At 52.3% G+C, this 26,141-nt stretch carries 19 protein-coding genes; 11 read left to right on the plus strand and 8 right to left on the minus strand.

Translation table 11 applies throughout. The features are described 5' to 3' along the window. Positions 1-201: 201 nt before the first annotated feature. Positions 202-1,080, plus strand: a complete 879-nt coding sequence (locus tag BT142_RS14245; RefSeq protein WP_072418858.1) for a hypothetical protein — start codon at positions 202-204, stop codon at positions 1,078-1,080. 137 nt (positions 1,081-1,217) lie between these two features. On the opposite strand, the gene BT142_RS14250 is transcribed toward BT142_RS14245, so the two are convergent. Beyond that, positions 1,218-2,171: a TIGR03943 family putative permease subunit gene (locus tag BT142_RS14250; protein WP_072418859.1), complete on the minus strand. Its 954-nt coding sequence runs from the start codon at positions 2,169-2,171 to the stop codon at positions 1,218-1,220. Between the two features lie 5 nt (positions 2,172-2,176). Further along, the gene (locus BT142_RS14255) at positions 2,177-3,364 is read right to left on the minus strand and encodes a GTP-binding protein (RefSeq protein WP_072418860.1); all 1,188 of its coding nucleotides are present in this window, start codon (positions 3,362-3,364) and stop codon (positions 2,177-2,179) included. Between the two features lie 295 nt (positions 3,365-3,659). On the opposite strand from BT142_RS14255, the gene BT142_RS14260 reads away from it, so the two are divergent. Genes BT142_RS14260 through BT142_RS14275 form a run of 4 tightly spaced genes read left to right on the plus strand, consistent with a single transcriptional unit; the run spans position 3,660 to position 9,145 of the window. Next, positions 3,660-5,381 carry an SH3 domain-containing protein gene (locus BT142_RS14260; protein WP_072418861.1) on the plus strand — a complete coding sequence of 574 codons (1,722 nt, stop codon included), beginning with the start codon at positions 3,660-3,662 and terminating at the stop codon, positions 5,379-5,381. Positions 5,382-5,397: 16 nt separating this feature from the next. Further along, positions 5,398-6,804 (plus strand): MBOAT family O-acyltransferase, encoded by a 1,407-nt coding sequence (locus tag BT142_RS14265; protein ID WP_072418862.1) that lies wholly within the window; start codon positions 5,398-5,400, stop codon positions 6,802-6,804. A 15-nt stretch (positions 6,805-6,819) separates the two neighbouring features. Next, positions 6,820-8,361, plus strand: a complete 1,542-nt coding sequence (locus BT142_RS14270; RefSeq protein WP_072418863.1) for an alginate O-acetyltransferase AlgX-related protein — start codon at positions 6,820-6,822, stop codon at positions 8,359-8,361. Beyond that, positions 8,339-9,145 carry a hypothetical protein gene (locus tag BT142_RS14275; protein ID WP_072418864.1) on the plus strand — a complete coding sequence of 269 codons (807 nt, stop codon included), beginning with the start codon at positions 8,339-8,341 and terminating at the stop codon, positions 9,143-9,145. Before BT142_RS14270 ends, BT142_RS14275 begins: the two co-directional genes overlap by 23 nt. 159 nt (positions 9,146-9,304) lie before the next feature. Here the strand turns inward: BT142_RS14275 and BT142_RS19905 are convergent, their stop codons facing one another. Beyond that, complete coding sequence (locus tag BT142_RS19905) at positions 9,305-10,066, minus strand: type II secretion system protein (protein WP_072418865.1); 762 nt, start codon at positions 10,064-10,066, stop codon at positions 9,305-9,307. 330 nt (positions 10,067-10,396) lie between these two features. On the opposite strand from BT142_RS19905, the gene BT142_RS14285 reads away from it, so the two are divergent. Next, entirely contained in the window at positions 10,397-12,955 is a 2,559-nt protein-coding gene (locus tag BT142_RS14285) for a translation factor GTPase family protein (protein WP_072418866.1), read from the plus strand. Positions 12,956-13,095: 140 nt separating this feature from the next. Here BT142_RS14285 and BT142_RS14290 read toward each other — a convergent pair whose 3' ends face one another. The 5 genes from BT142_RS14290 to BT142_RS14310 form a co-directional block, all read right to left on the minus strand. After that, a complete protein-coding gene (locus tag BT142_RS14290) occupies positions 13,096-14,325 on the minus strand; it encodes a response regulator (RefSeq protein ID WP_072418867.1) in 1,230 nt (409 codons plus the stop codon). Positions 14,326-14,572: 247 nt separating this feature from the next. Next, entirely contained in the window at positions 14,573-15,958 is a 1,386-nt protein-coding gene (locus BT142_RS14295) for a polysaccharide biosynthesis tyrosine autokinase (RefSeq protein WP_072418868.1), read from the minus strand. 3 nt (positions 15,959-15,961) lie between these two features. After that, positions 15,962-16,789 carry an immunoglobulin-like domain-containing protein gene (locus BT142_RS14300; protein WP_072418869.1) on the minus strand — a complete coding sequence of 276 codons (828 nt, stop codon included), beginning with the start codon at positions 16,787-16,789 and terminating at the stop codon, positions 15,962-15,964. Further along, positions 16,786-17,532, minus strand: a complete 747-nt coding sequence (locus BT142_RS14305) for a tyrosine-protein phosphatase (RefSeq protein WP_072418870.1) — start codon at positions 17,530-17,532, stop codon at positions 16,786-16,788. Before BT142_RS14305 ends, BT142_RS14300 begins: the two co-directional genes overlap by 4 nt. Further along, the gene (locus BT142_RS14310; protein ID WP_072418871.1) at positions 17,525-19,066 is read right to left on the minus strand and encodes an AAA family ATPase; all 1,542 of its coding nucleotides are present in this window, start codon (positions 19,064-19,066) and stop codon (positions 17,525-17,527) included. Before BT142_RS14310 ends, BT142_RS14305 begins: the two co-directional genes overlap by 8 nt. A 462-nt stretch (positions 19,067-19,528) precedes the next feature. On the opposite strand from BT142_RS14310, the gene BT142_RS14315 reads away from it, so the two are divergent. The 5 genes from BT142_RS14315 (at position 19,529) to BT142_RS14335 (ending at position 26,097) form a co-directional block, all read left to right on the plus strand. After that, a complete protein-coding gene (locus BT142_RS14315) occupies positions 19,529-20,926 on the plus strand; it encodes an ABC transporter substrate-binding protein (protein WP_072418872.1) in 1,398 nt (465 codons plus the stop codon). A gap of 631 nt (positions 20,927-21,557) precedes the next feature. Further along, positions 21,558-22,940: an ABC transporter substrate-binding protein gene (locus tag BT142_RS14320; RefSeq protein ID WP_242871989.1), complete on the plus strand. Its 1,383-nt coding sequence runs from the start codon at positions 21,558-21,560 to the stop codon at positions 22,938-22,940. A 113-nt stretch (positions 22,941-23,053) separates the two neighbouring features. After that, positions 23,054-24,034: a carbohydrate ABC transporter permease gene (locus tag BT142_RS14325; protein ID WP_072418874.1), complete on the plus strand. Its 981-nt coding sequence runs from the start codon at positions 23,054-23,056 to the stop codon at positions 24,032-24,034. A 15-nt stretch (positions 24,035-24,049) separates the two neighbouring features. Further along, positions 24,050-24,952, plus strand: a complete 903-nt coding sequence (locus BT142_RS14330; RefSeq protein WP_084659500.1) for a carbohydrate ABC transporter permease — start codon at positions 24,050-24,052, stop codon at positions 24,950-24,952. A 167-nt stretch (positions 24,953-25,119) separates the two neighbouring features. Then, positions 25,120-26,097: a serine O-acetyltransferase gene (locus tag BT142_RS14335; protein WP_072418875.1), complete on the plus strand. Its 978-nt coding sequence runs from the start codon at positions 25,120-25,122 to the stop codon at positions 26,095-26,097. Positions 26,098-26,141: the final 44 nt, after the last annotated feature.

Here is a 26,141-nt window from a genome sequence, read left to right on the forward strand (position 1 = left end):
TTTCCTCCTGTCGGTGGTGTTTTTCTCTATGACTTAATTATATCAGCAAGGTCTTAAAAAACACTTAAATCAGGTCTTAAAAAAGGCTTAAAAGAGTCTGAAATGTTCTTCTTCGCGATTTTCACCAAATTTTCATTGACATTTGATGCAATATTTGGTATCATATATAATGTAATTTGAATGAATGAGGTGAGTCCGAAAATGGGCAGCGTAGAAAAGAAGAAGGCATTTACAACAGGAAAACTGCGGACCTGCCTGACGTTCGGGTTCGTGGTGCTTTCTGCGGCGGCTTTCGGCGCGAGACACTATCTTGAAAAGAATAACGCGGCGGCGGCTTCGGCTGATAAGGTCCACGTCAAGGCGGAGTATGTGGATGCCGCCGACGGTGCGACGGGCTCGCTCAGTGCAGGCTCGACCGTCACCTGCGAACGCGGCGTGAAGATCACTCAGGGCGAGGGGTATGTTCGGTTCAACATCGAGCTTCTCGACAGCGACGGCACGCCGATAGATCAGAAATTGCAGGACAAGCTCAGCGAAAGGGCAGAGCTCGAAGCGATGGCAGACCCCGAAATGGCGAGCTACAGGGCGTTTCAGGAGGGCATCTACTGGACGTACAACGACTACAATCAGCTGACTGCCAAGGGCGAGCTCGCGCTTGACGCCTTTTGCCGCTCCATGAGCGAGGACGCTATCTCCCACAACCGCCCCTACTCCACGGACGACCTCGCCCAGCTGAAAGAGAGCGGCGGTGTCTCCACAGGTTTCGACTCGGATGATCTGGTCATCCTCAGCGACGAGACCGAACCCTTCAAACGCACCGTTATCTGCACTCAGAAGTACTCCGAGGGCGATGTCTGCTCGCTCTACGATTACATAGTGCTCCCCGTGGACTGGCAGTACGCCAACACCGAGTTTGACGGCTACACCATGAATGCCGAAGGCGACATGGAAGAATGCTACATCAGCGTCAACAACATGGAACTCCTCGGCGAAGGCTTCAGCCTCCGCGTGACAGCCGACGTCGTAGACGCCGCCGACTTCAACAGTGCAGCCGCCGCTTTTAAGGCTGTGGGGAAGTGAGTGCTTTAATATAGTGCGTATTTATTGTGTGAGACCCTCGCCGTAGCTACGCACGGCAAGGGGAGAACCTTTCTTCAGAAAGGTTTCCCCCAGAGTAAAAAAGCCGTTCATCGCAAAGATGAGCGGCTTCGTTTTATTTAATAGAAGGTCGCGACCTGTTGTTCGGGCGGGTCGCAGGGGTCGAGGCTTACCACGGTGAGGACAGGGCCTTTGCCGCGGTACATTTTGTGCCATTTGTAGGCGGCCTTGACGGTGGCGTTGAACCACTGGGGCTTGTCGGGCAGGGGCTGGTCGTGCAGGGTGACGTACCAGCAGAACTGGATGTCCTCGACGCAGCAGGTCATTATCTGCCTGCCCAGCGCGATGACACCCTTCGGGAACTTTGGGTTGCCCATTGCCGCCGCCTTGAAGCTGATGGTCTTGCCGTCGTACTTCTTCGGTTCTTCGCCGATGTCGCGGTACCAGAGGGCGAAATCGCGGTCGTCAACGACGATATGATCGGCGGTCACGTCGAAAGGCAGCGGGTCTTCGATGTCGTCGTACTCGCCTGTGCCGTCGGTATATTCGTAAGCTATCTGAGTGCGTCTGCTGACTCCGCGGACGATCTTGTGGAACTCCATCTTGTCCATTGTGGCTTTGTCAACGCGGTTGAAGACGTTGAGCTCGCACATATTCAGCTTGTCCACGACGAGACTGCGCATATTCTGATTGTAGCTCAGGAAAGTGGTCGCGTCGGTGAAATTGAGTATCTGATAGATCATCCAGTCCTCGGGCAGAGCCTCAAACAGGTCGTTTATCAGCCACATCCCGTTGTACTCGATGATGACGCGCTCGGCGTTGGTCTCGGTATAGAAGCGTTCAAGGGTCTCGGGAGTGAGGTCTTCCTTATCCTCGATGACGCGGACGACGGTGTTTGCCTTTGCAAGCTCCTCCTCGTCGTACTCCTCGATGCCTTCTTCGCAGACTATCAGCACTGTGCGCTGACCGTTGTTGAAGGACTCGTTGCCGCAGACGGTCTTCTGAATGAACTGTGTCTTGCCTGATTCAAGGAAACCCGTGAACAGGTAGACCGCAACGTTATTTTCTTCCATCGTGTTTACTCCTTGCCGAACAGTTCAGCGACCGCGTCCTCCTTGAGCTGCGAGCCGATAACGCAGAGTCTGCCCATTGTCGAAGCCGAACCTGTTCTGATGTCGGGCACGCCGGGCACGTAGTCGAAGTGAATCCACTCGCCGTCCTTGCCCTCTACGATGCCCTTTGCACGCAGCACGAAACCGAACTTCTCCTCGTTTTCGAGAGCGTCGAGCGCAGCCGCGATGTCCTCCTTCGAGAACTTCTTCGCGGTCTCAAGACCCCAGCTGGTGAACACTTCATCGGCGTGGTGGTGGTGATGTTCGTGGTCATGGTCGTGGCAGCCGCAGGTGCAGCCTTCGCCGTGGTCATGGTCATGATGATGCTCGTGATCGTGGTCATCATCGTGGTCGTGGTGGTGATGATGCTCGTGGTCATGGTCATCATCGTGGTCGTGGTGGTCATCATGGTCGTGGTGGTGATGATGCTCGTGTTCGTCTTCATTATCGTGGTCGTGGTGGTGATGATGCTCGTGCTCGTCCTCATCATCGTGATCGTGGTGGTGATGATGCTCATGCTCAGCTTCCTCAAGAAGTGCTTTCAGCTCGTCATCGAGGGTGTTCTTCTGAGTCATAGCATCGGTGAGCTGCTTGCCTGTCAGCTGATCCCAGTCGGTAGTGACGATGGGAGCGGCAGGGTTGAGGGCGCGAAGTCTCTCAACACAGTCATCGAGCTTTGCCTGGGAAAGACCCGCAGTGTGGCTGAGGATAAGGCAGCTTGCGTAAGTGATCTGGTTGTTGAAGAACTCGCCGAAGTTCTTCTGGTACATCTTGCACTTTTTCGCGTCAACAACGGTGGTGAAGCCGTCGAGAACAGCCTTTTCGGTGCCGATGTTCTGTACCGCACGGATAACATCGGAGAGCTTGCCGACGCCCGAGGGCTCGATAAGTATACGGTCGGGAGAGTATTCGTCAAGCACCTTCACGAGAGCCTTGCCGAAGTCGCCCACCAGCGAGCAGCATATGCAGCCCGAGTTCATCTCAGTGATCTCAACGCCTGCGTCCTGTAAGAAACCGCCGTCGATGCCTATCTGACCGAACTCGTTCTCTATCAGGACGAGCTTTTCGCCGTTGTAGCCGTCAGCGATGAGCTTCTTAATGAGCGTGGTCTTGCCTGCGCCCAGAAAACCCGAAAAAATCGTGATCTTAGTCATATAAAACACTTCTTTCTAAACTGTTTTCCTTTTGGTTATTCAACGATAACTAATATTATAACACATTTTTTTTGAAATTGCAAGAACCCAGATTAAAAAGGTGTAAATTTTCATTCAAAAACTGAGATTTCTCGGAAATAACGCTGAAAATTACTCGCCGTTATTGACAAAATACTGTTCTTGTAGTACAATAATATATGTAGATCATTTTTTTGAAAGAGACATTTTAGACGTTATTATCGGTGCGCGGATAAAGAAAATGTGCGCTGAGTATCTTATTCAAGAGGTGTCTGAAATGGATGTAAAGAAGATCAGTGCCGTTGTCGCAGCGATGACGGCTTTGTGTATATCGACAACAGCTGTGTCGGTGACGGCTTTTGCCGATGAGGACGGGTCTGCCGTTTCCGAATCCGCGGTCGAAGAGACTGCCGTGACAGAGCGCTCCGACTCTTCCGAAGCGGACGAAAGCTCCGTCGGGGACTCTTCGTCGGAAGAGACTTCGTCGGCGGAAGAAACGGAAGGTTCCTCTTCCGTTGCCGATGAGTTTGAGGCTGATGAAAGTGTTTCGGCTGAGGACACGGCAAGACGCTCCGATGAACTGCCGAAAAAAGCTCAGGTGCTCTCAAAGACCATGACTACCGCGGTAGTCAGGATAACTCCGAAAGAGGGCGCTGTCCGCTACGAGCTCTACAGCCGCAAGCAGGACAGGATAGTTAAAGAAGTGACCGCCGAGGAAGCTCAGGGGGACATACTCCTGACCGAGCTTATCCCGCAGTACTCTCAGCCGATAAAGGTGACGGCGTACTTTGAGGACGGCACGTCGATGGTGACCGAGAGCTTCAACGTCACCACCAGCGGCATCAAGAAGGCTACAGACCTTACCGTTTACGACCGCACCCACTCGATGACCGAGAAATGCTCGGCTTCGCTGAAGTGGACAAGGTCGCCGGGAGTCGATGGCTACATAGTCTGTGATGCTCAGACAAATGAGGAGATTACCCGCGTCAGCGGCGAGTACAATACTTCCGTAACGCTCAAGGGGCTTGAAACGGGAAGCGACAAACGCGTCTACATTCAGGCATACGTGAACTCCTACGGCAAGGAATACAGGGGACTGACCTCCAACAGAACGTGGATACACTGCTTCCCGCAGAACACCACCATGACCGTCACCTCCTACAACACCGAGAGCATCACCGTCAGTCTGACGCACAGCAAGGGCGCTGACGGATATTATCTCTACTGTTCCACCGACGGAAAGGATTTCTACAAGGCGGCTACCCTTGTCGGCGAGGATAACCTCAAGGGCAAGATAACGGGACTGTCTCCGCTGACCACATACTACATCAAGGCTGTTCCTTACAGAAAATACTCGAACATCGAATACCTCGGCAGCTACACTGTCGTCAAGACGCTGACTACCGCCGAGTACAAGACCACGACCTGCGAGACTGTTATCTATCCCTCTGCGGCTTACGGAGAGACCACCATCGGCACAGTGCCGAACGGCAAGAAAGTGCTCTACTTCGGCGCAGTCGGCAGATGGGCGAAGATAAGGGTCGGCGGCGTTGACGGATATATCTACAACAAGTCGCTCGGCGTCACCTCCAACGGTACCCTCACGGGGGATATGGAAGCCTACATCGACGACCTGCTGTTCGACATCGGACCTACCCCGAAGAACATTTGTCTCTGGGTAAACACCCACTGCTACTATATGAACAAGGGCAAAGGCGGAAAGGACCGCGACAAGCTGGCATATGAGATGTTCCTGTACAGGTACGGCAGCTGCTACTATTATTCCGCTGCCTGCGATTATATGCTTGAACGTGCGGGATACTCGCACAAGATGATAATCGGTCAGTCGGGCTACGGCGAACACGGCTACAACGAGTATGTGACATCGAAGGGAACACTTTACCTCGATGCCTGTCCGTTCAACGTGTGGAACTGTGTGCCGTTCTATGACTGGACCTGGGAGCAGGTTAAGGCTGCACGCCCCGGTTACACAAAGTAAGTGAGAGTGAAATAATTTGACATTCAGTTCATTCCCGTTCCTGTTCATGTTCCTGCCGATAGTGTTCGCACTGTATTTCGTTTGCAGGAACGACCTTGTCAGGAACATCCTGCTCGTCATCGCGAGTCTGTTCTTCTACGCGTTCGGCGAGCCGACGGCGGTCATCATCATGATCGCGTCGATAATACTAAACTACCTGTTCGGGCGGCTGGCGGCAGGCGAAAAGACCGCAAAGCCCGCAGTCGTGATGGCTGTTGCCGCAAACATCGGGATGCTGGCGGTGTTCAAGTACTCGGGCTTCTTCGCGGAGACCTTCAACAGCATCACACATCTCGGCATTCCCGTGCCGCAGATACGGCTCCCCATCGGCATCAGCTTCTTCACATTTCAGGGGCTCAGCTACGTTATCGACGTGTACAGAGACAAGTCCCTCGAACAGAAGAGCCTGCTGAAAATGGCGCTGTTCATTTCGCTGTTCCCGCAGCTTATCGCAGGTCCTATCGTCAAGTACAACGAGATAAGCGGACAGCTCGGGCACAGGGAATTCAGCTCCGAGAGGGTGACGAAGGGCATCACGCGCTTCATCATCGGTCTCGGCAAAAAGGTGCTCATCTCAAACAACATGGGTCTGTTCGTGGACAAGGCGTTCGCCGAGAGCCCGAAAGACCTCTCCTGCCTGACTTCGTGGATAGCGGCGCTCTGCTATATGCTGCAAATTTACTACGATTTCTCGGGCTACAGCGACATGGCGATAGGTCTGGGCTGTATGTTCGGGTTCGATTTTATGGAAAACTTCAACTACCCATACATATCGGGGTCGGTGCAGGAGTTCTGGAGAAGATGGCACATATCGCTTTCTACATGGTTCAAAAACTATGTATATATACCGCTCGGCGGCAACCGCGTCTCGAAGGGACGCACCATACTCAACCGCTGTATCGTGTTCTTCCTGACGGGCTTCTGGCACGGCGCGAATTTCACGTTCATCGTGTGGGGTATGCTGCACGGGGCGTTCCTGCTGCTTGAAGAGGTCGGCATCATACCGACAAAAAAGAACTGGTTCAAGCCGTTAGGACATATCTACACGGTGCTGGTGGCGATGCTGACCTTCGTCATCTTCCGCGCGAACACGCTGACCCAGGCAGGACGGATCCTCGGGAATATGTTCACGGGAGCGCACGGCGACAGAGCCGTTAACGTTTCGCTGATGACCACTCTCGAACCCGTGTTCTTTATCGCGCTGGCAGTTGCGGTGATATTTTCCGCTCCGATACTGCCGAAGCTGCGTGACAGGCTCATGAAGTCAAAGGCGGCTGCCGTCTGCGACTACGCAGGGCATATCGCGGTGCTTGGGATATTCGCGCTGTGCATACTGTCGCTGGTTTCTTCGAGCTACAACCCGTTCATTTATTTCAGATTCTGACAGGAGGCGCAACATATGAACAAAGCTGCGCGGATAGTGTTTTCCGCAGTTTTCTTCGGGTGCTGTGCGCTTCCTCTCGCATTATACCCGACCAAAAAGAACACACTTGAGGTCGAGAAACGAAAGCTCGCCGAAAAGCCGAAGCTGATGGCTGACGGCAAGCTGAATTCCGACTTCTCGGGCGATTTCGACAGCTGGTTCTCCGATCATCTGCCTTTCCGTCCTCAGCTGCTGACGGCTGCCGACGGGGTGAGGAGCAGGGTGCTGCACTCATCGGCGGCAGGTGTCATTACGGGAAAGAACGGCTTTATCTTCTCGGACACGACCGTCGCGAGCTACACGGGCTCGGACGCGCTGACCGACAGGGAGCTGAACGCCATCGGCATCACGCTCTCACTGCTTCAGGAGCAGTGCGATGCGCGGGATGCAGGCTTCACCTTCGTGCCCATGCCGAACAAGAATACCGTCTATTCCGAGTATATGCCCTCGAACTACATCAGGGCGGAGCTGACCGACATCGAGCGGCTGTACCCAGTGCTGGAGACCTACGGCGTCAACTACGCGGATATGCTCACGACCCTTACCGATGCGAAAAACAGCGGTATGCAGGTCTATCACAAGCGCGACACCCACTGGAATTATCTCGGGGCGCTGCTGGGGTACAACTGCATCATGGAAAGTCTCGGCAAGGAGCATAAGCTGTATGAGGGGCAGCTGGCTTACACCGTCACCGACGACTGGCGCGGCGACCTTGACAAGCTGCTGTATCCCGTCGGCGGCGGTATCATGGATGAACAGTACCGCTACAGCATACAGTTCGATGATTTTTCGTTCATGCGTCCCCCGGGGCTGACCGATACTCAGGCGGCTCTTGCGAACTTCATGAGCGACAAAGAGGACAACGACACGAACTTCACCTCGCGCAAGACGACCATGACCAACGGCTCAAAGCTGTACATGGTGCGCGATTCCTTCGGGCGTGCGCTGCTGCCTTACATGATAGACAACTACGATACGGCGACGTTCGTGAGGACGAACCTGCCGAATCTGAACCTCGTCCCGATGAAAGGCGATTTCGTGTACGAGATAGTCGAGCGAAACCTCGCGACGGTCATCTCGACGGCGCCGAATATGAATGCTCCTCTGAGAGGGCTCGCGGAGACGGAAGGGGAGTATTTCCCCGACGGAAGCGTGCTTTTCGCGGAGGATTATCCCTACGGCGTGCGCATTTTCGGGGCGCTCGACGAATCGCTCATCTCGGATATGACGAGGATATACGTGAAGCTAACGGGAGACGGCGGAAGTTTTGCTTACGAGGCGTTCCCGATACTTGAGACCGAGGAACTGAAAAAGCATGGCGTCACCGACCTCTCGGACGGATGCGGCGTTTCGATGTTCCTCAATAAGAATGACCTTCCCGACGGCGAGTACTCGGTGGAGGTAATGACCTTTGACCCATTGACAGGCATACAGAAAAATACAGGCGTACTTGCAACGTACACCGTTTCCAATCAGACACAGGAGGTTAATGAAAATGAACAGACAGAATCTGGTTAAGATCGCAGCTGCGGTATTGGCTCTCGGATGCTTGGCGTCCTGCGGCAAAATAGACGATACGAATAAAAAAGATGGCAGCGTGACTCTTGCTACTCTCAAGACCAGCACTACCACTGCGGCTGTCACTGTGACTTTAGGGCCTGAGCTGACAAATTCCGAGGCTGAGGAGTCTGCCGCGGAAACCACCGAGAAGGCCACCACCACCAAAAAGACCACTACTCAGAAGACTGAGACTACTACTACGACTACTACCACGACTACCACAAAAGCTCCCGAGACGGTCATCGTCGAGGTGCCTGTTGAGACCGAACCCGAACAGCCCCAGGAACCCGAGCAGCCTCAGGAGCCCGAACAGCCCCAGCAGAGCTTTAAGGACAAGGTGCGCATCAGTTACAACGGACAGGAGTTCGGCATCGGCGACAATATGGCAGATGTTGAGGGCAAGCTGGGAACTCAGCTCTCTCCGTCCGAGGAGACTCCGAGCTGTCTGAGCGGCCACACCGCTGTCGTATACCACTTTGACGGTATGGATGTTTCGGCTTACAACGGCGTTATCTATCAGGTGACTATCGACGACACGACTCACACCTCTTCGGATGTGAAACTTGTGAGCGGCCCGGGACTCGGCGCTTCTGCCGATGACGTAAAGAACGCTCTCGGCGGCGACGGACTTCAGGAAAACGGCGATGTGTTCAGGTACGGCATTGACGGCTATGAAGTTCAGATAAACTTCAATGACGGGAAAGTTTTCTTCTACATGATCCAGTTCCCCGAACTCGGCTGACAAAAACAATCAGCATCGCATGGTCCTGCGTGCGGTGCTGATTTAATGACCGCAGAAAAAAACCTGCGCTTTAATTAAGCGCAGGCTTTTTTAATGGAGTTATATGAAGGCCTATTATGCAAATGTCTGACGGAATTCACTATTGACGGGAGGAGGATATCAATAGTAGGACGGGGGAGACGGCCACAGACGAACGCGGGGACCGTTTGCACCCTTACCGTAAGAATCGCCGGCCCAGACTTCTATCTGACCCTTGGACATATCTTTGTTCTTTAAGTTGCAGGCATTACCCTTGGTTGCGGGACCGCCGTTGTATCCGATTATCCACTTATCGGTGTAGCTGTATGTCGGGGAAGCAGCTCTCTTCTTACCCTTTTCGTTGCTGTTGGAATAGGTGGTGTCGTGATTGCAGTCAGAAGCAGGATGCTTATAACCTGTGCTTCTCATGGGGATATAGCTCATTAATTTTATATCGCCGCCGATAACTTCGTCGAGACGGTTGTTGAGCTTCTTAACGATCTCTTTGTTATTCGATTTGTAGGACGAGAACTCCCATCCTGCACCGCTCTTTTTGTTGTTATCCTTGGTCTCGGTAACGTCCTTCTGGTAGCACGCCTTGGAACCGTCAGCTCTTGCAACACTTACGAAGTAGTAGTGCTGACCTTCTATCTTTGCATCCCAAATCATCGTCGCTGTGTCATCCGAATAGAAGAAATCAGCGAAATCGGGATCCTCGACCAGCAGCTGCATTGCTGTCGTTCCGATCAGTCGTGCGGTGACCTTATCGTCTGCACGGCAGGCTCTGTGTACGTAATTCAGTATAGACGGGATGATAATAGCGGCAAGAACGCCAATTATTGAAATAACTATTACCAGCTCTACAAGCGTAAAACCGCTTTGATTTTTAACCCTTTTCATCATAATGATTCCTTCTTTCTATTCAGTTATTTTCCTTAAATCTGCGAAAACCGACCATCGGCTTTTTCGTGAATTGTTATCACTTGTTCTTTTCTATGTTCTAATTATACTATATTTATCACTATTTGTCAAGAACGACGGAGAAATATTCTTTTTTTAACAAAATAATTGTACAAATGCACAATACGGGAAGTGAATAAATATCGTTTCTATCCAAATTCTTCAATTATTTAACGAATATTTTCGGTGGCAAACGTAAAATTCCGCGATTTTCGTCCTAACAAGCCGCTTTCGTTAAATATTTTCGTTAATTTCCTGAAAGGAGAAAAAACCATGAAAAAGATCACGATCGGCATCCTTGCGGATGTTGACGCGGGTAAAACCACCCTCTCGGAGAGCATGATGTACCTTTCGGGGGCTGTCCGCAAGCGCGGAAGGGTCGATAACGGCGATGCTTTCCTTGATACGCACGAACTCGAAAAGCAGCGAGGCATTACGATTTTCGCGAAACAAGCTGTTTTTAAGTACGGCGACACCCATTTCTACCTTGTTGACACCCCTGGTCACGCCGATTTCGCAGCCGAGGCCGAGCGCGCAGTCTCGGTGCTCGACGCGGCTGTGCTGCTGGTCAGCGCCGCCGACGGGGCTGCGGCTCACACCGAACTGCTGTGGAGACTGCTCGCGGAAAAGAAGGTGCCGACTGTCCTTTTTGTCAACAAGACCGACCTTTCGGGCTTCGACAAGGACGCCCTCATGAAGCAGCTGACCCGCAGGCTCGGCGACAAGCTCTGCGATTTCACCCTGCCCGACGACGAGCGCATCGAAGCGGCGGCGTTCTGCTCCGACACTCTTATCGAGAGCTTCGACAGCAGCGGCACGCTCACCGAGCGTGAGATCGGCGATGCGGTCATGAAGCGCGAGCTTTTTCCCGTGTATTTTGGTGCGGCACTCAGGGACACGGGCGTGAACGCCCTGCTGGACGCTCTCGACCGCTACATCCAGCCGCCTGCTCAGCAGTCGGAATTCTCGGCGAGGGTGTTCAAGATCGAGCGCGACAGCGACGGCAAGCGCATGACCTGTATGAAGCTCACGGGCGGCAAGCTGAAGGTCCGCGAAACGCTCCGCTACCGCAGCGCCTCGGGACTGCCTGTCGAGGAAAAGATCGCGAGGATACGCATCTACAGCGGCGGAAAATTCACCGAAGTCGAGTCGGCGGTGCAGGGCGATGTGGTATCACTTCTGGGTCTGACTTCTTCCTATGCGGGGCAGGGGATAGGCACGAGGACAGACCCCGAGAACGGTCGCATCCGACCCGTCATGAGCTGCGCCGTCTATCCGCCGTCGGGCACGGACAATTTCACGCTGCTCTCGAAGCTGTACGAACTGCGCGAGGAAGACCCCGCACTCGAAGTCGGGTTCAACGAGCGTCTCGGCGAGATAACCCTCGGGCTCATGGGCGAGATGCAGACCGAGGTCATCAAAAGCGAGCTGAAACGCCGTTTCGGGCTTGAGATCACCGTCGGCGAGGGGCGCATATTATATAAGGAGACCATCGCCGAGCCCGTGGAGGGCTGCGGACATTTCGAGCCGCTGCGCCACTACGCCGAGGTCCACCTGATCCTCACGCCGCTGAAACGCGGCAGCGGCATCGTCTACGACACGGCGGTGAGCGAGGATCTGCTGGACCGCAACTGGCAGAACCTTATCATTTCGTCGCTGAGGTCGAAGGAGCACATCGGCGTGCTGACGGGCAGCCCGATAACCGACATGAAGATAACTCTGACGGCAGGCAGAGCGCATCCGAAGCACACCGAGGGCGGCGATTTCCGCGAGGCGGCGTGGCGAGCCCTGCGTCAGGGTCTGATGAAGGCGAAGTCAGTGCTGCTGGAGCCGCAGTTCGGGTTCAGGCTCACGGTGCCGACCGAGCAGCTTGGCAGAGCCATGAGCGACCTTGACCTGATGGGCGCGGAGTTTTCGCAGCCCGAGACCGACGGCGACATGAGCATCCTCAGCGGCACCGCCCCTGCGGCAAAGCTGCGGAGCTACGGTTCCGAGGTGACGGCTTATACCCGCGGTCACGGCTCGCTTTCCCTTGAAAACAGCGGTTATGCGCCCTGCGGCAACGCTAACGAGATCATCGCGGAGTACGCCTACGATGCGGAAGCCGACCTTGCGAACACTGCCGATTCGGTGTTCTGTTCACACGGATCGGGCGTGGTGGTCAAGTGGTCGGAAGCCGACGAGAAGATGCATCTGGCGTCAACGCTTGTCAAGGGCAGAGCCGCCGAGCCTGCCGCTCGCCGCAGTTATTCGCTGGGTGAGGACGAGCTGGAGCGCATCATGGAGAAGATAGCCCCGAAGCGTGTGATGCCTGCCGATGAGGATGAGGAGCGCAGCAGGGAAGCCTTCGAGATAAAGAAGCGGCAGTCGTCGCCGAAGCAGAAGCCCGATACACGCCCCCGTCTGCTGCTGGTGGACGGGTATAACATCGTGTTCGCGTGGGAGGAGCTGCGGTCGCTGGCGAGCGTCAACATCGACTCCGCCTGCGGACGGCTGGCGGACATACTCAGCAACTACGCAGGCTATCGGGGTCTGCGGCTGATGCTGGTGTTCGACGCCTACAAAACCCCTGCGGTCACGCCCCACAAGATACGCGCCGAAGCCATCGAGGTGATCTACACCGCCTCGGGTCAGACCAGCGACGCTTTCATCGAGAGCTTTTGCAGCGAGAACAGAACGAAGCTGCGCATCCGCGTCGCCAGCAACGACGCGCTCGTGCAGATGTCGGTCATGCGGACGGGCGCACTCAGGATGTCCGCCAACGAGCTCCTCGCCGACGTCCGCTCCGCCGAGGCGTCTATCACTGACATTATCAACAGGAATAATACATAATAAACCGGGGGAGAACCTTCGCCTTCCAAAAACTTTTAATTTTTGGGAAGATAGAGGCTTTGGTTAGATTATGTCTCTGCTGGATGGGTTTATTAGATCGAAAAAAGCCCCTTTCCTGATTTTTGGAAAGGGGCTTTGAGTTATTCTTCGTCGGTCGCGCGGACGTTTCTGCGGTGTTCGCGCTGATGTTTTTCGGCGATTATCGCCTCGGCCTCATAGCTGACCTCGGCAAAGCGCGCCAGGTCGAGAGTGCTCCACTTTCTGAGAAGTCGCTGGACGAGTCTCTCGGTATCCGTCTCGGTGATCTCGGGCAGGATGATGAGGTACTGATTATCGTTCGTGCGCACCATAATATCGCTCTTTCTGAGTGAGTGTGCGACCATATCGCCGAACGCGTCGGTGACTTCCGCGATGGGCTCTTCATCGAAGCCGTCGCTGTGGGGCGCGAGGGTCACCAGCAGCTTATAAGCGGAGGAGCTGTAGCTCTGGATATATCTGAGCAGGAATCTGTAGACGTAGCTGAACGCTTCGGTCTCGATAACGAAGGCGCTGTCTATCATCGAGTGTTCCTCGAACATCAGGCTGAGGCTCTGGAGGTTGGACGGTGAGGACGAGCCTGCGATAGGCTGTTCATCGAAGGGCGAGAATACAGCACATCCGCCGTTCTTTCTCGATTTGATGTCGGCGAGGCACTTCTCGGCGAAGGATGTAAGTTCAGCGCAGTCTGTGCCGTGCTCTGGTGCAAACACAACGCCAGCCGCGATGGAATTCTTGCCGTCGGAGAGTTTTGAAACGGTCTTGTCAAGTGAAGCTATGAACTCTTCTGCGGAGCTGTCCGAAGAGAGGTCATAGACGAATATCCTGAACACGCTGCCGTTCTTTTCGAGCAGATCATCGGGCATGAGCGCCTTGTGGAGCGCCTGCACGAAGCCGTCGGTAACAGCCTGCGACGGTGCGGAGCTGCCGACTATCTCGGCGAGCATCAGGGCGCCGTTGCCGTTAGCGCAAACTCTTGCGAACCTGTCCTCGATACCGCTGAGTATCTCCGCGGTCTTACCGAGCAGTTCATCGGCGTTGATAGGTTTTGTGACATGATCGGCGCCGTCAAGCTCGGCACTCTCATCGACACCAGTCATGAAGAGAGTAGGTATCTCCCTGCCGTACTTTTCGCGCAGAGCGGCTTTGAGCTCGATACCCGACATCCCCGGCATGAGCAGGTCGGTGAGCAGCATATCGGGCTGTTCCTTTGAGTAAACTTCTATAGCCTCGCTACCGCCCGAAGCGGTCACGACTTCATATTTTTCCGAAAGAACACGTTTTGCGATAGTGAGCATCATGTGTTCGTCATCAACTATCAGTATCTTAAACATTGTGAATCCTCCTCGGAATGTAATTATTCGCTGCCTTTCATGCAGCCCATACATTTCTCAAATATATTATAACACAATTCTAAATAAATTTCAACACTTTTTTTGATTATTTTTGCCAAAATTTCCGAAATTGTCAAATGTATATGAAAAATCGTGCTATTCTTACACAAATCAGAGAAAACTTTTTCACATTTGTTTCAGAAAAAAACAGCCGACCGTAATAATAACGATCGGCTGAAATTGTTTCTTATGCACTGTGGTGCTTGTGATGACGGGAGTGTCCGTGGGATACCGAGATATCCTCTTTCTTTCCGAACTGTTCAAAGTTATTGAGGACGAAGCCCATGAAGAACTTGCTGTTTGTCACGAGCTTATCGATGCAGTCGTTGATACCGCCTGCGGTGATGTAGTCCTGCTTAACAACGAGCAGGGAAGCGTCTGCGATCTTCGAGAGCGCCTCAGCGTCAGAAGTCAGCAGCATAGGAGGAGTATCGAGGATGATGTAATCGAAGTTGTTCTTTACCTTCTCAACGAACTCCTTGAGAGCGTCGGAATAGATGATCTTCTGAGTAGAGTGGATACCCTTAACGCTGCAAGCGAGGAAGATGTTTTTCGCTCTGACGAAGCGGTAATCATGGCTGATGTCGCCTGCTTCGATATAGTCGCAGAGGTCATCGACCTGTTCCTCGGGGATATCGAAGATCTTTCTGAGTGCGGGCTTCTTGAAGTCGCATCCTACGAGCAGAACTCTGCGCTTTCTGTCAGCAAGCGCAAGCGCGATGTTCGCGGAAACGGTGGATTTGCCCTCGTTCTCGGCAGCGGAACTGATAAGCAGTACCTTCTGCGCGTTCTTTTTGAGTTTGTAGTCGAGCTTTGCGGAAAGGCTGTGATAGCTTTCTGTAAAGCTGAAGCTGGTAGTCGGGTTTCCGATAAGGATCGAAGTCTTCTTGTTGAACTTCTGATTCTTTTCCTCGTGGGGGATAACGCCGTAAAGTTCGCCGTCGATCTTGTCTCTTGCAGCTGCGATAGTCTGTATCGAGTCGTCGAAGATGTAGATGATCGCGATACCTGCGGTAGCTGCGATGGCAGCGATAAGAGAGAAGAGCACGCGGTTTTTGAGAGAGATTCCTGCGTTCTCAGCTTCAAGCGGAACGTCGGGAGCTTTTATTATTTCAAAGATAACGTCCTGATAAACGTAGTCGGAAACGTTTCTGTAGTTTGAAACCACCGAATTCATTGTCTTGTAAGCGCTCTCGGGGCTTTCACTGGAAACAGTGACTTTCATGAGGTTAGTCTCGGGAATAACGGCAGTCGAGATGGTATCGGAGAGTCTGTTCAGTTCGAGATCCTCTTTGACGAGGGTCTTGAGGACGTCGCTCTGGAATATCTCACCGAAAACCTGAGCCATTTCCTTTGTTACCGTAAGCGAAGCGGTAGCGGTGGAGTTCTTTGCGTTGATCGCGAAGGTCGCGGACGAAGTATACTGTGGTTTATAGATCACCTGACCGACAGCCGAAGTTATCATGAACACGCTGACAGCCGCGAGAACTATCACCCAGATGTTCCTTGTCAGGACCCTGAGCATTATTTTCGGATTGATATATTCTAAATTTAAGACATTTTCTTCCTGCATACATCAGTCCCCCTCTACAACAATGGTAAGGAATACTTCGCTGCTGCCGAAGACCTCTTTCTTCTTATAGGAGTAGACAAGGCTGTAGCAGCCGGGTGTCGATGTATCCACCGAGCCGTTGATCTGTATGTCCTTTAACTGAGCCTTATTTCCGTCGCCGTCAACAGCGGTGGTACCTGTGATCTCCTTGAAGGGATCGAACTCAGAATCTTTCTTGATATAAACGATATAGTCTTTGAGAGCCAGCGTCTGCTGATACTCTCTTGCGGAAACTACCACCATGATATCAGCGGTAGCCTTGTCGCCGAAGCGGTTTGTCACCTCAAGTCTCACGGGATAAACGCCCTCGGAGAAGTTCGAGATATTTGCCGAAGCGATCTTGATGCTCTGTGTGATATCGCCGTCGATGGAGTCCACAGCCCTTACGCTGTCAGCGAAGCGGACGTTGCTTCCGAGACGGTAAGAAAGGGGCTGGTCGATCTCGAAACGGGGCGAAGTGTAATCGGTGTAGCGTACAGTTCTTGTATAGAACGCGGAATTGTGCGCCTTGTCGAATACAACGTAGTTAGCCTTACAAACGCCCTTCTCGGTGAAGTGCGAAAGGTTTGAAAGGATGATATTATCTGTAAGGTCGCCATCGACATCATCCGAAGCGGTCAGTCCTTCCAGCAGTTTTGATTCATCGTCTTTCACGCTTAGTTCAACGACATCGCTCACGCTGTTGATGACTGGCGGAGTATGGTCACGCTTCAGTTCATTGATGAGCGTGAGCACATACAGTGCGAGAGCCGCTATAAAAAGCAGAACGACTCCTATTCTAAGGTATCTCAAGCTCTTACCCCTCTTTCAACAATTTCTTTCCCGAGAGCGATCGCTGCCGGGTTATCCTCAAGCAGAAGTCTCGCCATTTTTTCGGAGTAGACGTCTGCAATATATTCCTTGATCTTTTTCATCTTGCTGTTGCGAATCCCTCCGCTTCTGTGTCCGTCGCTGGCGATACAGGTCACCCAGCCCTCATCGAGCAGGTAATCGCTGTTATCCTGCGCTTCCTGACCGAAGCTGCCGAGGATGCTGCCCTTTGTCAGCTGTATCAGGCATCCCGCTTCGAGCCAGTCGTAGACTATCCAGGGCTCATCCGTCACGAAGTAGTAGCGTTCGGGGTGAGCGACTACGGGGATATATCCTGCCGAAACAAGATCTTCCAGACGGGAAGTGACCCATCTGCCCGTATCCCTTTCGTCGAACTCGGCGAGTACATACCGCGAGTTTCCGTAGGTACAAAGTTTTCCTTCGGCAAGGAGCCTTGCCGAATCATCGTCAACGTTTATCTCCGTCCCCAGCACGATGTCGATATCGATATTCTCAGCCGAAGCCGCCTGTCGGACGCTTTCAAAAAGCTGAGTCAGTTCGGGAGTGCGGAAGTTGTTCCAGCCGTAGTATGGATTGAAGTGCGGTGTTGCTACGATACGCGTCACACCGCTCTCGCTTGAATCACGGAGCAGATCGAGCGTATCTTTCATGTTCTGTGCCCCGTCGTCGATGCCCGGAAGCAGATGTGCGTGGATATCAGTCATCAGTCGGACGCTCCGCTCTGCGCTTTTCCTGCTCTCTCTCCTCGTCGCGGGAAGGACCGTAGCCGTAGCCATAGCCATAACCGTAGCCATAGCCGTAACCGTAGCCGTAACCCTTTCTGTAGTAGGAGTATCTTGAGCCGTAGTAGTATCCGCCGTACTTGCCGTAGCCGTAGCCGCCGATACCTGTCTGGGTTCCGTTCAGGATGCAGCCGCCGAAATCGATTTCGAAACTGCATATGTTTTCAATGCTCTCCATGATTCTGCGGAGGTCGCAGGTATCCTGCTTCACAACGAGGACTGCCAGCTCGGAATACTGGATAGCGATGGAAGTCTCACTCATGAAGGAGCAGGCGGGAGCATCGATGATGATATAGTCAACTCTTTCGGACATGGTGTTCATGAACTGTCTGAGGGACAGTACCGAAGCCGCGAACTTCGCGTTGGAAAGTCCGTTGGGAGTTGTGGTCACATAGAGCTTGCGCTTCTTGTCGTAGCCTACAGCTTCCTCGAACTGGCATTCGCCTGCGAGGAGCTTCTCAAGGTTGAACTTAGCCGACTCGGAAGAAGGGTCTGTCTCGATAAGGAGGACCTTCTTGTTCATCTCAGCGAGAGCGGAAGCGATGTTCGATGCGATAACGCTGACGCCTTCGCCGTTCTGGGAGGAGGTGATGGTGAGGATCTTCATATCCCTCTCCTGCATCTCCTTAGAAAGTCTCATCGCGATGCTTCGGATAGACTCGCTGAACTTTTCAGCGGTCTTGGAGTTTGCGATGTTGAGCTTAGCGGCATTTGCGCTGGAACGCTTTTTCGGGATGGTCAGCGGAACAGAGCCGAGACACTGAGCGTTCAGCACCTGACGTACCTCTTCTTCGGTACGGATGGTCTTTCTTCTGATAGCGTAAATAACAACTACAGCTAACCACAGAACAAAGCCGATACCCATACCGATAACGCCGTTCTTCTTGATGTCGAAGCTGTTGTAGGGCTTGTCGGAATGTACAGCAGGCTCGATGATAGCCAGCTGGGTGTCGCCGATAACGTAGTCAAGAACTTCGGGGTAGTTGTTGATGACCGCGATAAGGATATTGTAAGCATCATCGGGGTCGTCGCTCTCTACCATCATGGTGAACAGGTTCGACTTCTCGATAGCGCTTGCAGTGATCTCGCCGTTGATCTGGTTAACGTTGAGTTCCTTCTTGACGAGGTCGGTCAGCAGCTCGCTCTCTATTATATAAGGAAAGGTAGCAGCCATCTGAGTCGCGTACTGCTGGTTCGCGTTGAAGTTGCTGGAGTAGTTCGGGTTGAAGTTGTCCATCGCGGATACCGTGAAGGAAGCCTTGCAGCGGTACATGGGCACGTAGGTGCTGTAGCTGTATGCGAACACACCTGCGACAGCCACAATGCACAGCACGATGAGCAGCCAGAAGTATTTCTTGGCGCCGCGCACACAGTCGTGCAGGAGCATTACGAGGTTGATCTCTTCACCCTGCTGAGCAGGAGTCGTATTTACGTGTGAAGTAGCAGATTCTGCCAAAATATATCTCTCCTTTGTGCGCATTTGTGCCGTATACAGCGGTCTGCGCAGATAATGTTGAATTCCGTAAACGATTAAATAAGCGCCGATCCAGCACTCAATAGTTATTGTACCACATTAAAGGAGTATAATCAAGACGAAAACGCATTTTTAACCTTTTGTACATATTCTTTTTAAACTCTGGATGTATATGTGCTATATAATAAAAGTGCAAAATGTATTATCATTTTATCATTGGAAAGACTTGGAGATCGGGGAATCATATCATATCCAAGTCAAAATGTAACATTTTTATCTTAAAATAATGCCAAATTGTAACATATTATACAATAACCGCAATTAATGGTTGAAATTTAGCAATTATCGGCAAGTTTTTTTGATAGAAGTGTTGTAGAATTAATTAAGTTCACAGGACGGTACGTCTGGGCGTTCCGTGAGTTCAACCGAAATGGAGGTTTTCACATGAAAAAGATCAAGAGAATCGCGGCTGCTGTATGTTCGCTCGCTGTCTGCCTTGGTATGGCTGCCTGCGGCGGCAACAGTGATTCATCCGCTGATACAACTACCAAGAAACCCGAAGAGATCAAGCTCAATTCCGAGGCTCAGGAGCAGGTAAACAGCCTCTCCGATCAGCTGGAGGATATCGAGCTGGAGAATACAACCATCAAGTTCATCGCACACTGGGATCTGAACCCCGGCGACGGTCAGGTCGTTCCCCCGCACATCCAGATGTTCCGCGACAAGTATCACGGCAATATCGAGTATATCCCGACGACCTGGGACACGAGATACGATGACATCTCAAAGAAGGTGCTCTCAAAGGATTCGCCCGACTTCTTCCCCGCAATGGATATGGACGGCTTCCCGAAGGGCGTGTTCAAGAATATCTTCCAGCCGTTCGACGAGTATCTCGACTTCGACTCCGACCTCTGGAAGGATTCCAAGAGCGTTAACGATGCGTTCGTATTCAACGGCGGTCACTATGTAGCTGCTACCGCTGCCGAGCCGCAGTATGTCTGCATCTACAACCCCAAGACTGTTGAGGCAGCAGGTCTTGAAGATCCTGCCGAGCTGTTTGCGAAGGACGAGTGGACTATGTCCAAGTTCAAGGAAATGTGCATCCAGTTCACCGATTCCAGCCAGGGCAAGTACGGCGTAGGCGGTTACTGGATCGCTTCTTCGCTGAACGATGCCTGCGGTTATCCGCTCATCACGATGGAAGACGGCAAGCTTGTGAACAACATCGAGAAGCCTGAAGTTGCTGCTGTTCAGGAGTTCATGTACGGACTCGGACAGACAGGCGTTTACTGCCCCGACCGCGGTCGTTCGGGCGGCGTGCTCAACGGCGATACCCTGTTCTATCCCTGCGGCTTATGGTCCATCCAGAACAACCCCGAGAGCTCTATCGCATACGGCGATGTTGCAAACGGCGGCGTAATGTTCGTTCCGATGCCGAGAATGGATGATTCGGACAAGTACTACATTTCCAGCCGCAACGACGGCTACCACCTCATCGCAGGCGCTCCGAACCCCAAGGGCGTAGTTGCGTTCCTCAATTGTATGCAGCTATGCTCCAAGGAGACTCAGAACATAACCGAAGATCAGCTCAGAAACGACTACAAGTGGAGCGAGGAAATGATCGCTATGCGTGCTACCATCCTCGATCTCTGCAAGACCAATGCTGTGTTTGACTTCTCCAACGGCGTTAATGACGCTCTGTCAAAGCAGCTCGATCTGAAGGATGCTACCACCAGACCTAACGACGCGAAGGACTGGAGCACTGTTATTGATGAGAACAACATCTCTGTAAACACCATCATCGCAGACGCAAACTCTCAGAACAGCGACCTTGCGGAATAAGAGTGATATATTTCTGAAGAGCATATATAACCTCTGACCTTTCTAACCGAAGAGCGGCCGTGTCTTTGTGACCCGGCTGCTTTTCGGTTTTTATTTTATGTATCAATTGTTGCGAAATTAAGAAATGATTTACCTCAATAATTTTTTATTTCACAATAACCTGTTATTTAACTGCGCAATTTTTGATAACACATAAGCAATAAACGCATAGCACATTTTTGGGGTGTGTGGTAAAATAATATCAGACTTATAAAGTAATATTTGAAAGGATAGATGATAATTAAACCCGACGCTGATGCTGCCTATACAGGGCAGGACGGGACAGGCTGACCGATGACGGCACCCTGCATTTCCCCGAAAAAGCGGAACAGCGCATATTATAAATGAATTTTTCCTCCACCTTCTTATTAATTGCTTTTACAGAAACGGACGCTTGCGACGGCGTCCGTTTCTGTTTGCCACAATTTATGGGCTTGCCAAAAAATGCGCAATAATTGTTATAGTCTGCGCAATTTTTGAATTGGCAATTTTGGTCAAATGTTATAAAATGTATACAGAAACGGAGATCAATTAGGTGATTTCCGCAACAGTCAAAAAAATCTTTCAAAAATGTTTCAGGAGGGAAATGATTATGAAACACAAGAGATTTGTAGCAGGTATGCTCGCAACTTCGATGGCACTGGCAGTATCCAGCTGCGGAAAGACCGACGACGATGTGCAGGAGAGAGAAGCGGTAAAGACCGCTGACGGCAAGACCGTCCTCAACGTGTGGGCGTTCACCGATGAGGTACCTGGAATGATCGACAAGTACATGGAGCTGCACCCCGACTTCGCAAAGAAGTACGAGGTAAAGACCACGATCATCGCTACGACCGAAGGTCAGTATCAGCCCGCACTCGACCAGGCACTTTCGGCAGGCGGCGATGATGCTCCCGACCTGTACTGCGCTGAGTCCGCATTCGTGCTCAAGTATACTCAGGGCGACGCTGCTAAGTACGCTGCACCCTACGAGTCGCTCGGCATCGACGTTGACGCTAAGATAAAGGAAGCTGACATCGCACAGTACTCCGTAGATATGGGTACCAACAATGACAACAAGGTCGTTGGTCTCGGCTATCAGGCTACGGGCGGTGCGTTCATCTACAGACGTTCCATCGCGAAGGACGTTTTCGGGACCGATGACCCCGATCAGATCTCGGCGGCTATCGGCGGCGGTTCTCAGAGCTGGGATAAGTTTTGGGAGGCTGCAGAACAGCTCAAGGCTAAGGGCTACGGCATAATTTCGGGCGACGGCGACCTCTGGCACGCTGTTGAGAACAGCTCCGATCAGGCATGGATCGTTGACGGCACACTCACCATCGACCCCAAGCGCGAGCAGTTCCTCGACTACTCCAAGATGCTCAAGGACAACGGCTGGCACAACGATACTCAGGACTGGCAGGACGCCTGGTTCGCTGATATGAAGGGCGAAGGCGATAAGGGCATCTTCGGTTTCTTCGGACCCGCATGGCTCATTAACTACACTCTCGGCGACAACTGCGGCGGCAAAGCTGTTGGCGAAGGCACTTACGGCGACTGGGCTGTATGTGATTCTCCTATCGGCTTCTGCTGGGGCGGTACCTGGCTGCTTGCAAGCCAGTCCTCGCCCAACAAGGAAGCTCTCGGCGAGATCATCGAGTGGATCACCCTCGACTGCTCCGAAAACGGCTTACAGTATATGTGGGCGAACGGTACATACAACGATTCGGGTACAAAGGACTGCGTTGCTTCGGGTACTGTAATGGCTAAGTCCAACGGCGAACTCGAATTCCTCGGCGGTCAGAATATGTTCGACGTATTCACCAAGGCTAACCAGTATGCGAACGGTAAGAACAAGACCCAGTACGATGAGACTATCAACACCTACTGGAGAGATCAGGTACGTCAGTACACCGCAGGCAACAAGAGCCGCGAGGACGCTATCAAGGACTTCAAACAGCAGGTAGCCGATAACCTTGACGTAACCGTAAAGTAAAAGACCCGACAGTTCGGACGAAATAACTCGGAAAGCTCTGCGGAGTATCACGCTCCGCAGGCTTCTCCCTGAAATGGAGCCGAAGCTGTCAAGACACGTTCGGGAGTGATATTATGAAAAACAAAAGCAATGGTATGAACTATGCCAAGTACGGCTATCTGTTCAGTATACCGTTCGTGACCGCGTTTCTGATATTCTCGCTGTATCCGACGATCTATACCGCTATACTCGGCTTCACCGACTGTAAAGGTCTCGGCAACACGAACTGGAGCATCCTTGAGAACCCGTTCGACAATTTCAGAAATGTTATAAACAATCCATCGTTCGTTACATCCTTGAAAAACACCCTCGTTATCTGGATAATGAACTTCATCCCCCAGATAACCTTAGCGCTCCTGCTTACGGCGTGGTTCACATCCCACTCGTATGAGCTGAAGGGCAAGGGCTTCTTCAAGGTAGTGTTCTATATGCCGAACATAATCACAGCGGCGACTGTGGCTATCCTGTTCAACTCGCTCTACGGCTACCCCGTAGGCCCCGTGAACGATTTCCTCACCTCGCTCCACATCATTCCGAAGCCCTTCAACTTCCTCACCAGCAAAGGCTGGGCGAAGTTCATCGTGGCTTTCATCCAGTTCTGGACATGGTACGGAAATACTATGATAGTGCTCATCTCGGGCGTTCTCGGCATAAGCCCCGACATCTATGAGGCTGCCGACATCGACGGCGCGAACGGTGTTCAGACCTTCTTCAAGATAACCATACCCAACCTCAAGACCGTACTCCTTTACACCCTCATCACCTCGCTGGTCGGCGGTCTGAATATGTACGATATCCCGAAGCTGTTCCTGAACGGCGGACCCGATAACTCAACGCTCACCACAAGCGTGTTCATCTACAATCAGGCGTTCAGCGGAAGCTACCTCTATAACCGTGCAGCTGCCGCAAGTATGCTGATGTTCATCGTTATCGCGGTATGCTCGGCGATACTGTTCTACATCATGAGAGACAAGGATGAGGCTAAGGCTGAGAAGGAAAAGAAAGAAGCATTAAAGGCATGGAAACGCTCGCAGAAGGCTGCGGCTTCCAGGTAAGGGAGGGACGGAATAATGACAACTACAGCCGGAACTGTACCGAGCGCACCTGTTTCAAGCAGCTCGGATGAGATAAAAAGCAGAGCCGAGTCACAGAAGACATTCAAGATAGTGGCATATACCGTCTGTGTACTGCTTACCGTTATGTGCCTGTTCCCCTTCGTGATAATGATCGTAAACTCCACGAGGAGCACCACCCAGATACAGCAGCACTCCATCTCGCTGATACCGGGAACCAGCCTGCTGAAGAACTTCGCCGTACTGACGGGCAAATCCTTCAATCCTCTCCGCGGATTCCTGAATTCGCTGGGCATATCCTTTTTCTCGACACTCTGCAACATCTATTTCTCTACCATGACCGCCTTCGCGCTGGTCGCTTATAACTGGAAGCTCCGCAAGCCTTTCTTCACCGTCATCATGGCGGTGCTGATGATACCTGCTCAGGTGACCTCCATCGGTTTCTACCAGTTCATGTATCAGATAGGCATGACGAACAACTTCCTCGCGCTGATACTCCCCTCTATCGCCGCACCTACCACTGTTTTCTTCATGAGACAATACATGATACCCTCCCTTCCGATGGAGATACTCCAGTCGGCACGTATCGACGGCGCAAGAGAGTTCCGCATATTCAACCAGATCGTTCTCCCGATGATGAAGCCCGCGATGGCTACTCAGGCTATCTTCGCCTTCGTCGGAAAGTGGAACGAGTTCTTCCTTTCGAGCATCCTGCTCACCAAGCAGGAAAAGTACACCATGCCTATCATGGTAAGCCTGCTCAAGGGTGATATCTACAAGACCGAGTACGGCGCGATCTATCTTGGATTGTTCCTGACCGTTCTTCCGCTGCTTGCAGTCTACTTCCTGCTCTCCAAGTACATCGTAGCAGGTGTGGCGCTCGGCGGTGTAAAATCGTGATATTTCTCCTCTTAAAGCGCAAAGTCTGCCCCCCGCGAGCCAAGCTCCGCAGGGCAGGCTTTTTTTCTGCATGACCCGAAATGCACTACTCGTCCGTGGATCCGACCTTGACAACTTTCATATAATGTTGTATAATATAACATATATGTTCGCAGGAGGAACAGCGTATGTCTAATATCGAAAAAAAGTTAAGCGAGCTGACGGAAATGCTCGTAAGCGACTATGAGGGCGGACGCATCATAGATGAGGTCAAATCCCATGCGATGCCCGATAAGAAAAAAGTTATAGATATTCTTGAAAAGATACGCATCATCGTGTTCGCAGGCTATTTCAGGAACGGTCTTTACAAGGTGTATACGGTACGCAACACCCTGACTATGCTGCTTGAGGACGTTACCTTCAATCTCGGTCAGCAGATAGCCGTCGTGCTCAGCTGTTCGCCCGAGTACGAGAATGCCGTTCCCGAAGAGGTCGAGAACGCCGCCGAGTACCTTACCTTTGAGTTTCTGAGCAAGCTGCCGAAGATCCGCGCTCTTGTCGAGACTGACGTCAAGGCGGCTTACGACGGCGACCCTGCCGCATTCTCCACCGACGAGATAATATATTCATATCCGGGACTCTACGCGATCGTTACGAGCCGTATCGCGCATGAGCTGTTCCTGCTGGGTGTGCCCCTCATCCCACGTATGATGACAGAGCACGCTCACAGCCTTACGGGTATCGACATCCACCCCGGTACGACTATCGGTGAATACTTCTTCATCGACCACGGTACAGGTATAGTTATCGGTGAGACTACCGAGATAGGCAACAACGTAAAGATATATCAGGGCGTGACCCTCGGTGCGCTTTCAACCCGCGGCGGTCAGTCGCTCCGCGGAAAGAAGCGTCACCCCACCATAAAGGATAACGTCACCATATATTCGGGTGCTTCGATACTCGGCGGCGATACCATCATCGGAAAGGATGTAGTAATCGGCGGCAACGCCTTCATCACATCCTCGATACCCGACGGCGCGAGAGTCAGCATCAAGAATCAGGAGCTTACCTTCAAGTACAGCTCCGACAAGGGCAACGTTGATGACCCCCACGCTTCGATAGAACGACGCGAGATAGATGACGAGACCTGGTTCTATATCATCTGAATACCCGCCGCAGTCAGCAGGGCGGAGGCAAGCCACCGTCCTGC

It is taken from the genome of Ruminococcus sp. YE71, from assembly GCF_900119155.1.
GTDB lineage: Bacteria > Bacillota > Clostridia > Oscillospirales > Ruminococcaceae > YE71.

Excerpts from the sequence above, each read along its gene's own strand:
- BT142_RS14330 (WP_084659500.1), top strand. The coding sequence starts at position 24,050 with ATGACAACTACAGCCGGAACTGTACCGAGCGCACCTGTTTCAAGCAGC.
- BT142_RS14270 (WP_072418863.1), top strand. The coding sequence starts at position 6,820 with ATGAACAAAGCTGCGCGGATAGTGTTTTCCGCAGTTTTCTTCGGGTGC.
- BT142_RS14315 (WP_072418872.1), top strand. The coding sequence starts at position 19,529 with ATGAAAAAGATCAAGAGAATCGCGGCTGCTGTATGTTCGCTCGCTGTC.
- BT142_RS14250 (WP_072418859.1), bottom strand. The coding sequence starts at position 2,171 with ATGGAAGAAAATAACGTTGCGGTCTACCTGTTCACGGGTTTCCTTGAA.
- BT142_RS14290 (WP_072418867.1), bottom strand. The coding sequence starts at position 14,325 with ATGTTTAAGATACTGATAGTTGATGACGAACACATGATGCTCACTATC.
- BT142_RS14325 (WP_072418874.1), top strand. The coding sequence starts at position 23,054 with ATGAAAAACAAAAGCAATGGTATGAACTATGCCAAGTACGGCTATCTG.
- BT142_RS14275 (WP_072418864.1), top strand. The coding sequence starts at position 8,339 with ATGAACAGACAGAATCTGGTTAAGATCGCAGCTGCGGTATTGGCTCTC.
- BT142_RS14320 (WP_242871989.1), top strand. The coding sequence starts at position 21,558 with ATGAAACACAAGAGATTTGTAGCAGGTATGCTCGCAACTTCGATGGCA.
- BT142_RS14295 (WP_072418868.1), bottom strand. The coding sequence starts at position 15,958 with ATGCAGGAAGAAAATGTCTTAAATTTAGAATATATCAATCCGAAAATA.
- BT142_RS14335 (WP_072418875.1), top strand. The coding sequence starts at position 25,120 with ATGTCTAATATCGAAAAAAAGTTAAGCGAGCTGACGGAAATGCTCGTA.
- BT142_RS14245 (WP_072418858.1), top strand. The coding sequence starts at position 202 with ATGGGCAGCGTAGAAAAGAAGAAGGCATTTACAACAGGAAAACTGCGG.
- BT142_RS14260 (WP_072418861.1), top strand. The coding sequence starts at position 3,660 with ATGGATGTAAAGAAGATCAGTGCCGTTGTCGCAGCGATGACGGCTTTG.
- BT142_RS14285 (WP_072418866.1), top strand. The coding sequence starts at position 10,397 with ATGAAAAAGATCACGATCGGCATCCTTGCGGATGTTGACGCGGGTAAA.
- BT142_RS14305 (WP_072418870.1), bottom strand. The coding sequence starts at position 17,532 with ATGACTGATATCCACGCACATCTGCTTCCGGGCATCGACGACGGGGCA.
- BT142_RS14255 (WP_072418860.1), bottom strand. The coding sequence starts at position 3,364 with ATGACTAAGATCACGATTTTTTCGGGTTTTCTGGGCGCAGGCAAGACC.
- BT142_RS19905 (WP_072418865.1), bottom strand. The coding sequence starts at position 10,066 with ATGATGAAAAGGGTTAAAAATCAAAGCGGTTTTACGCTTGTAGAGCTG.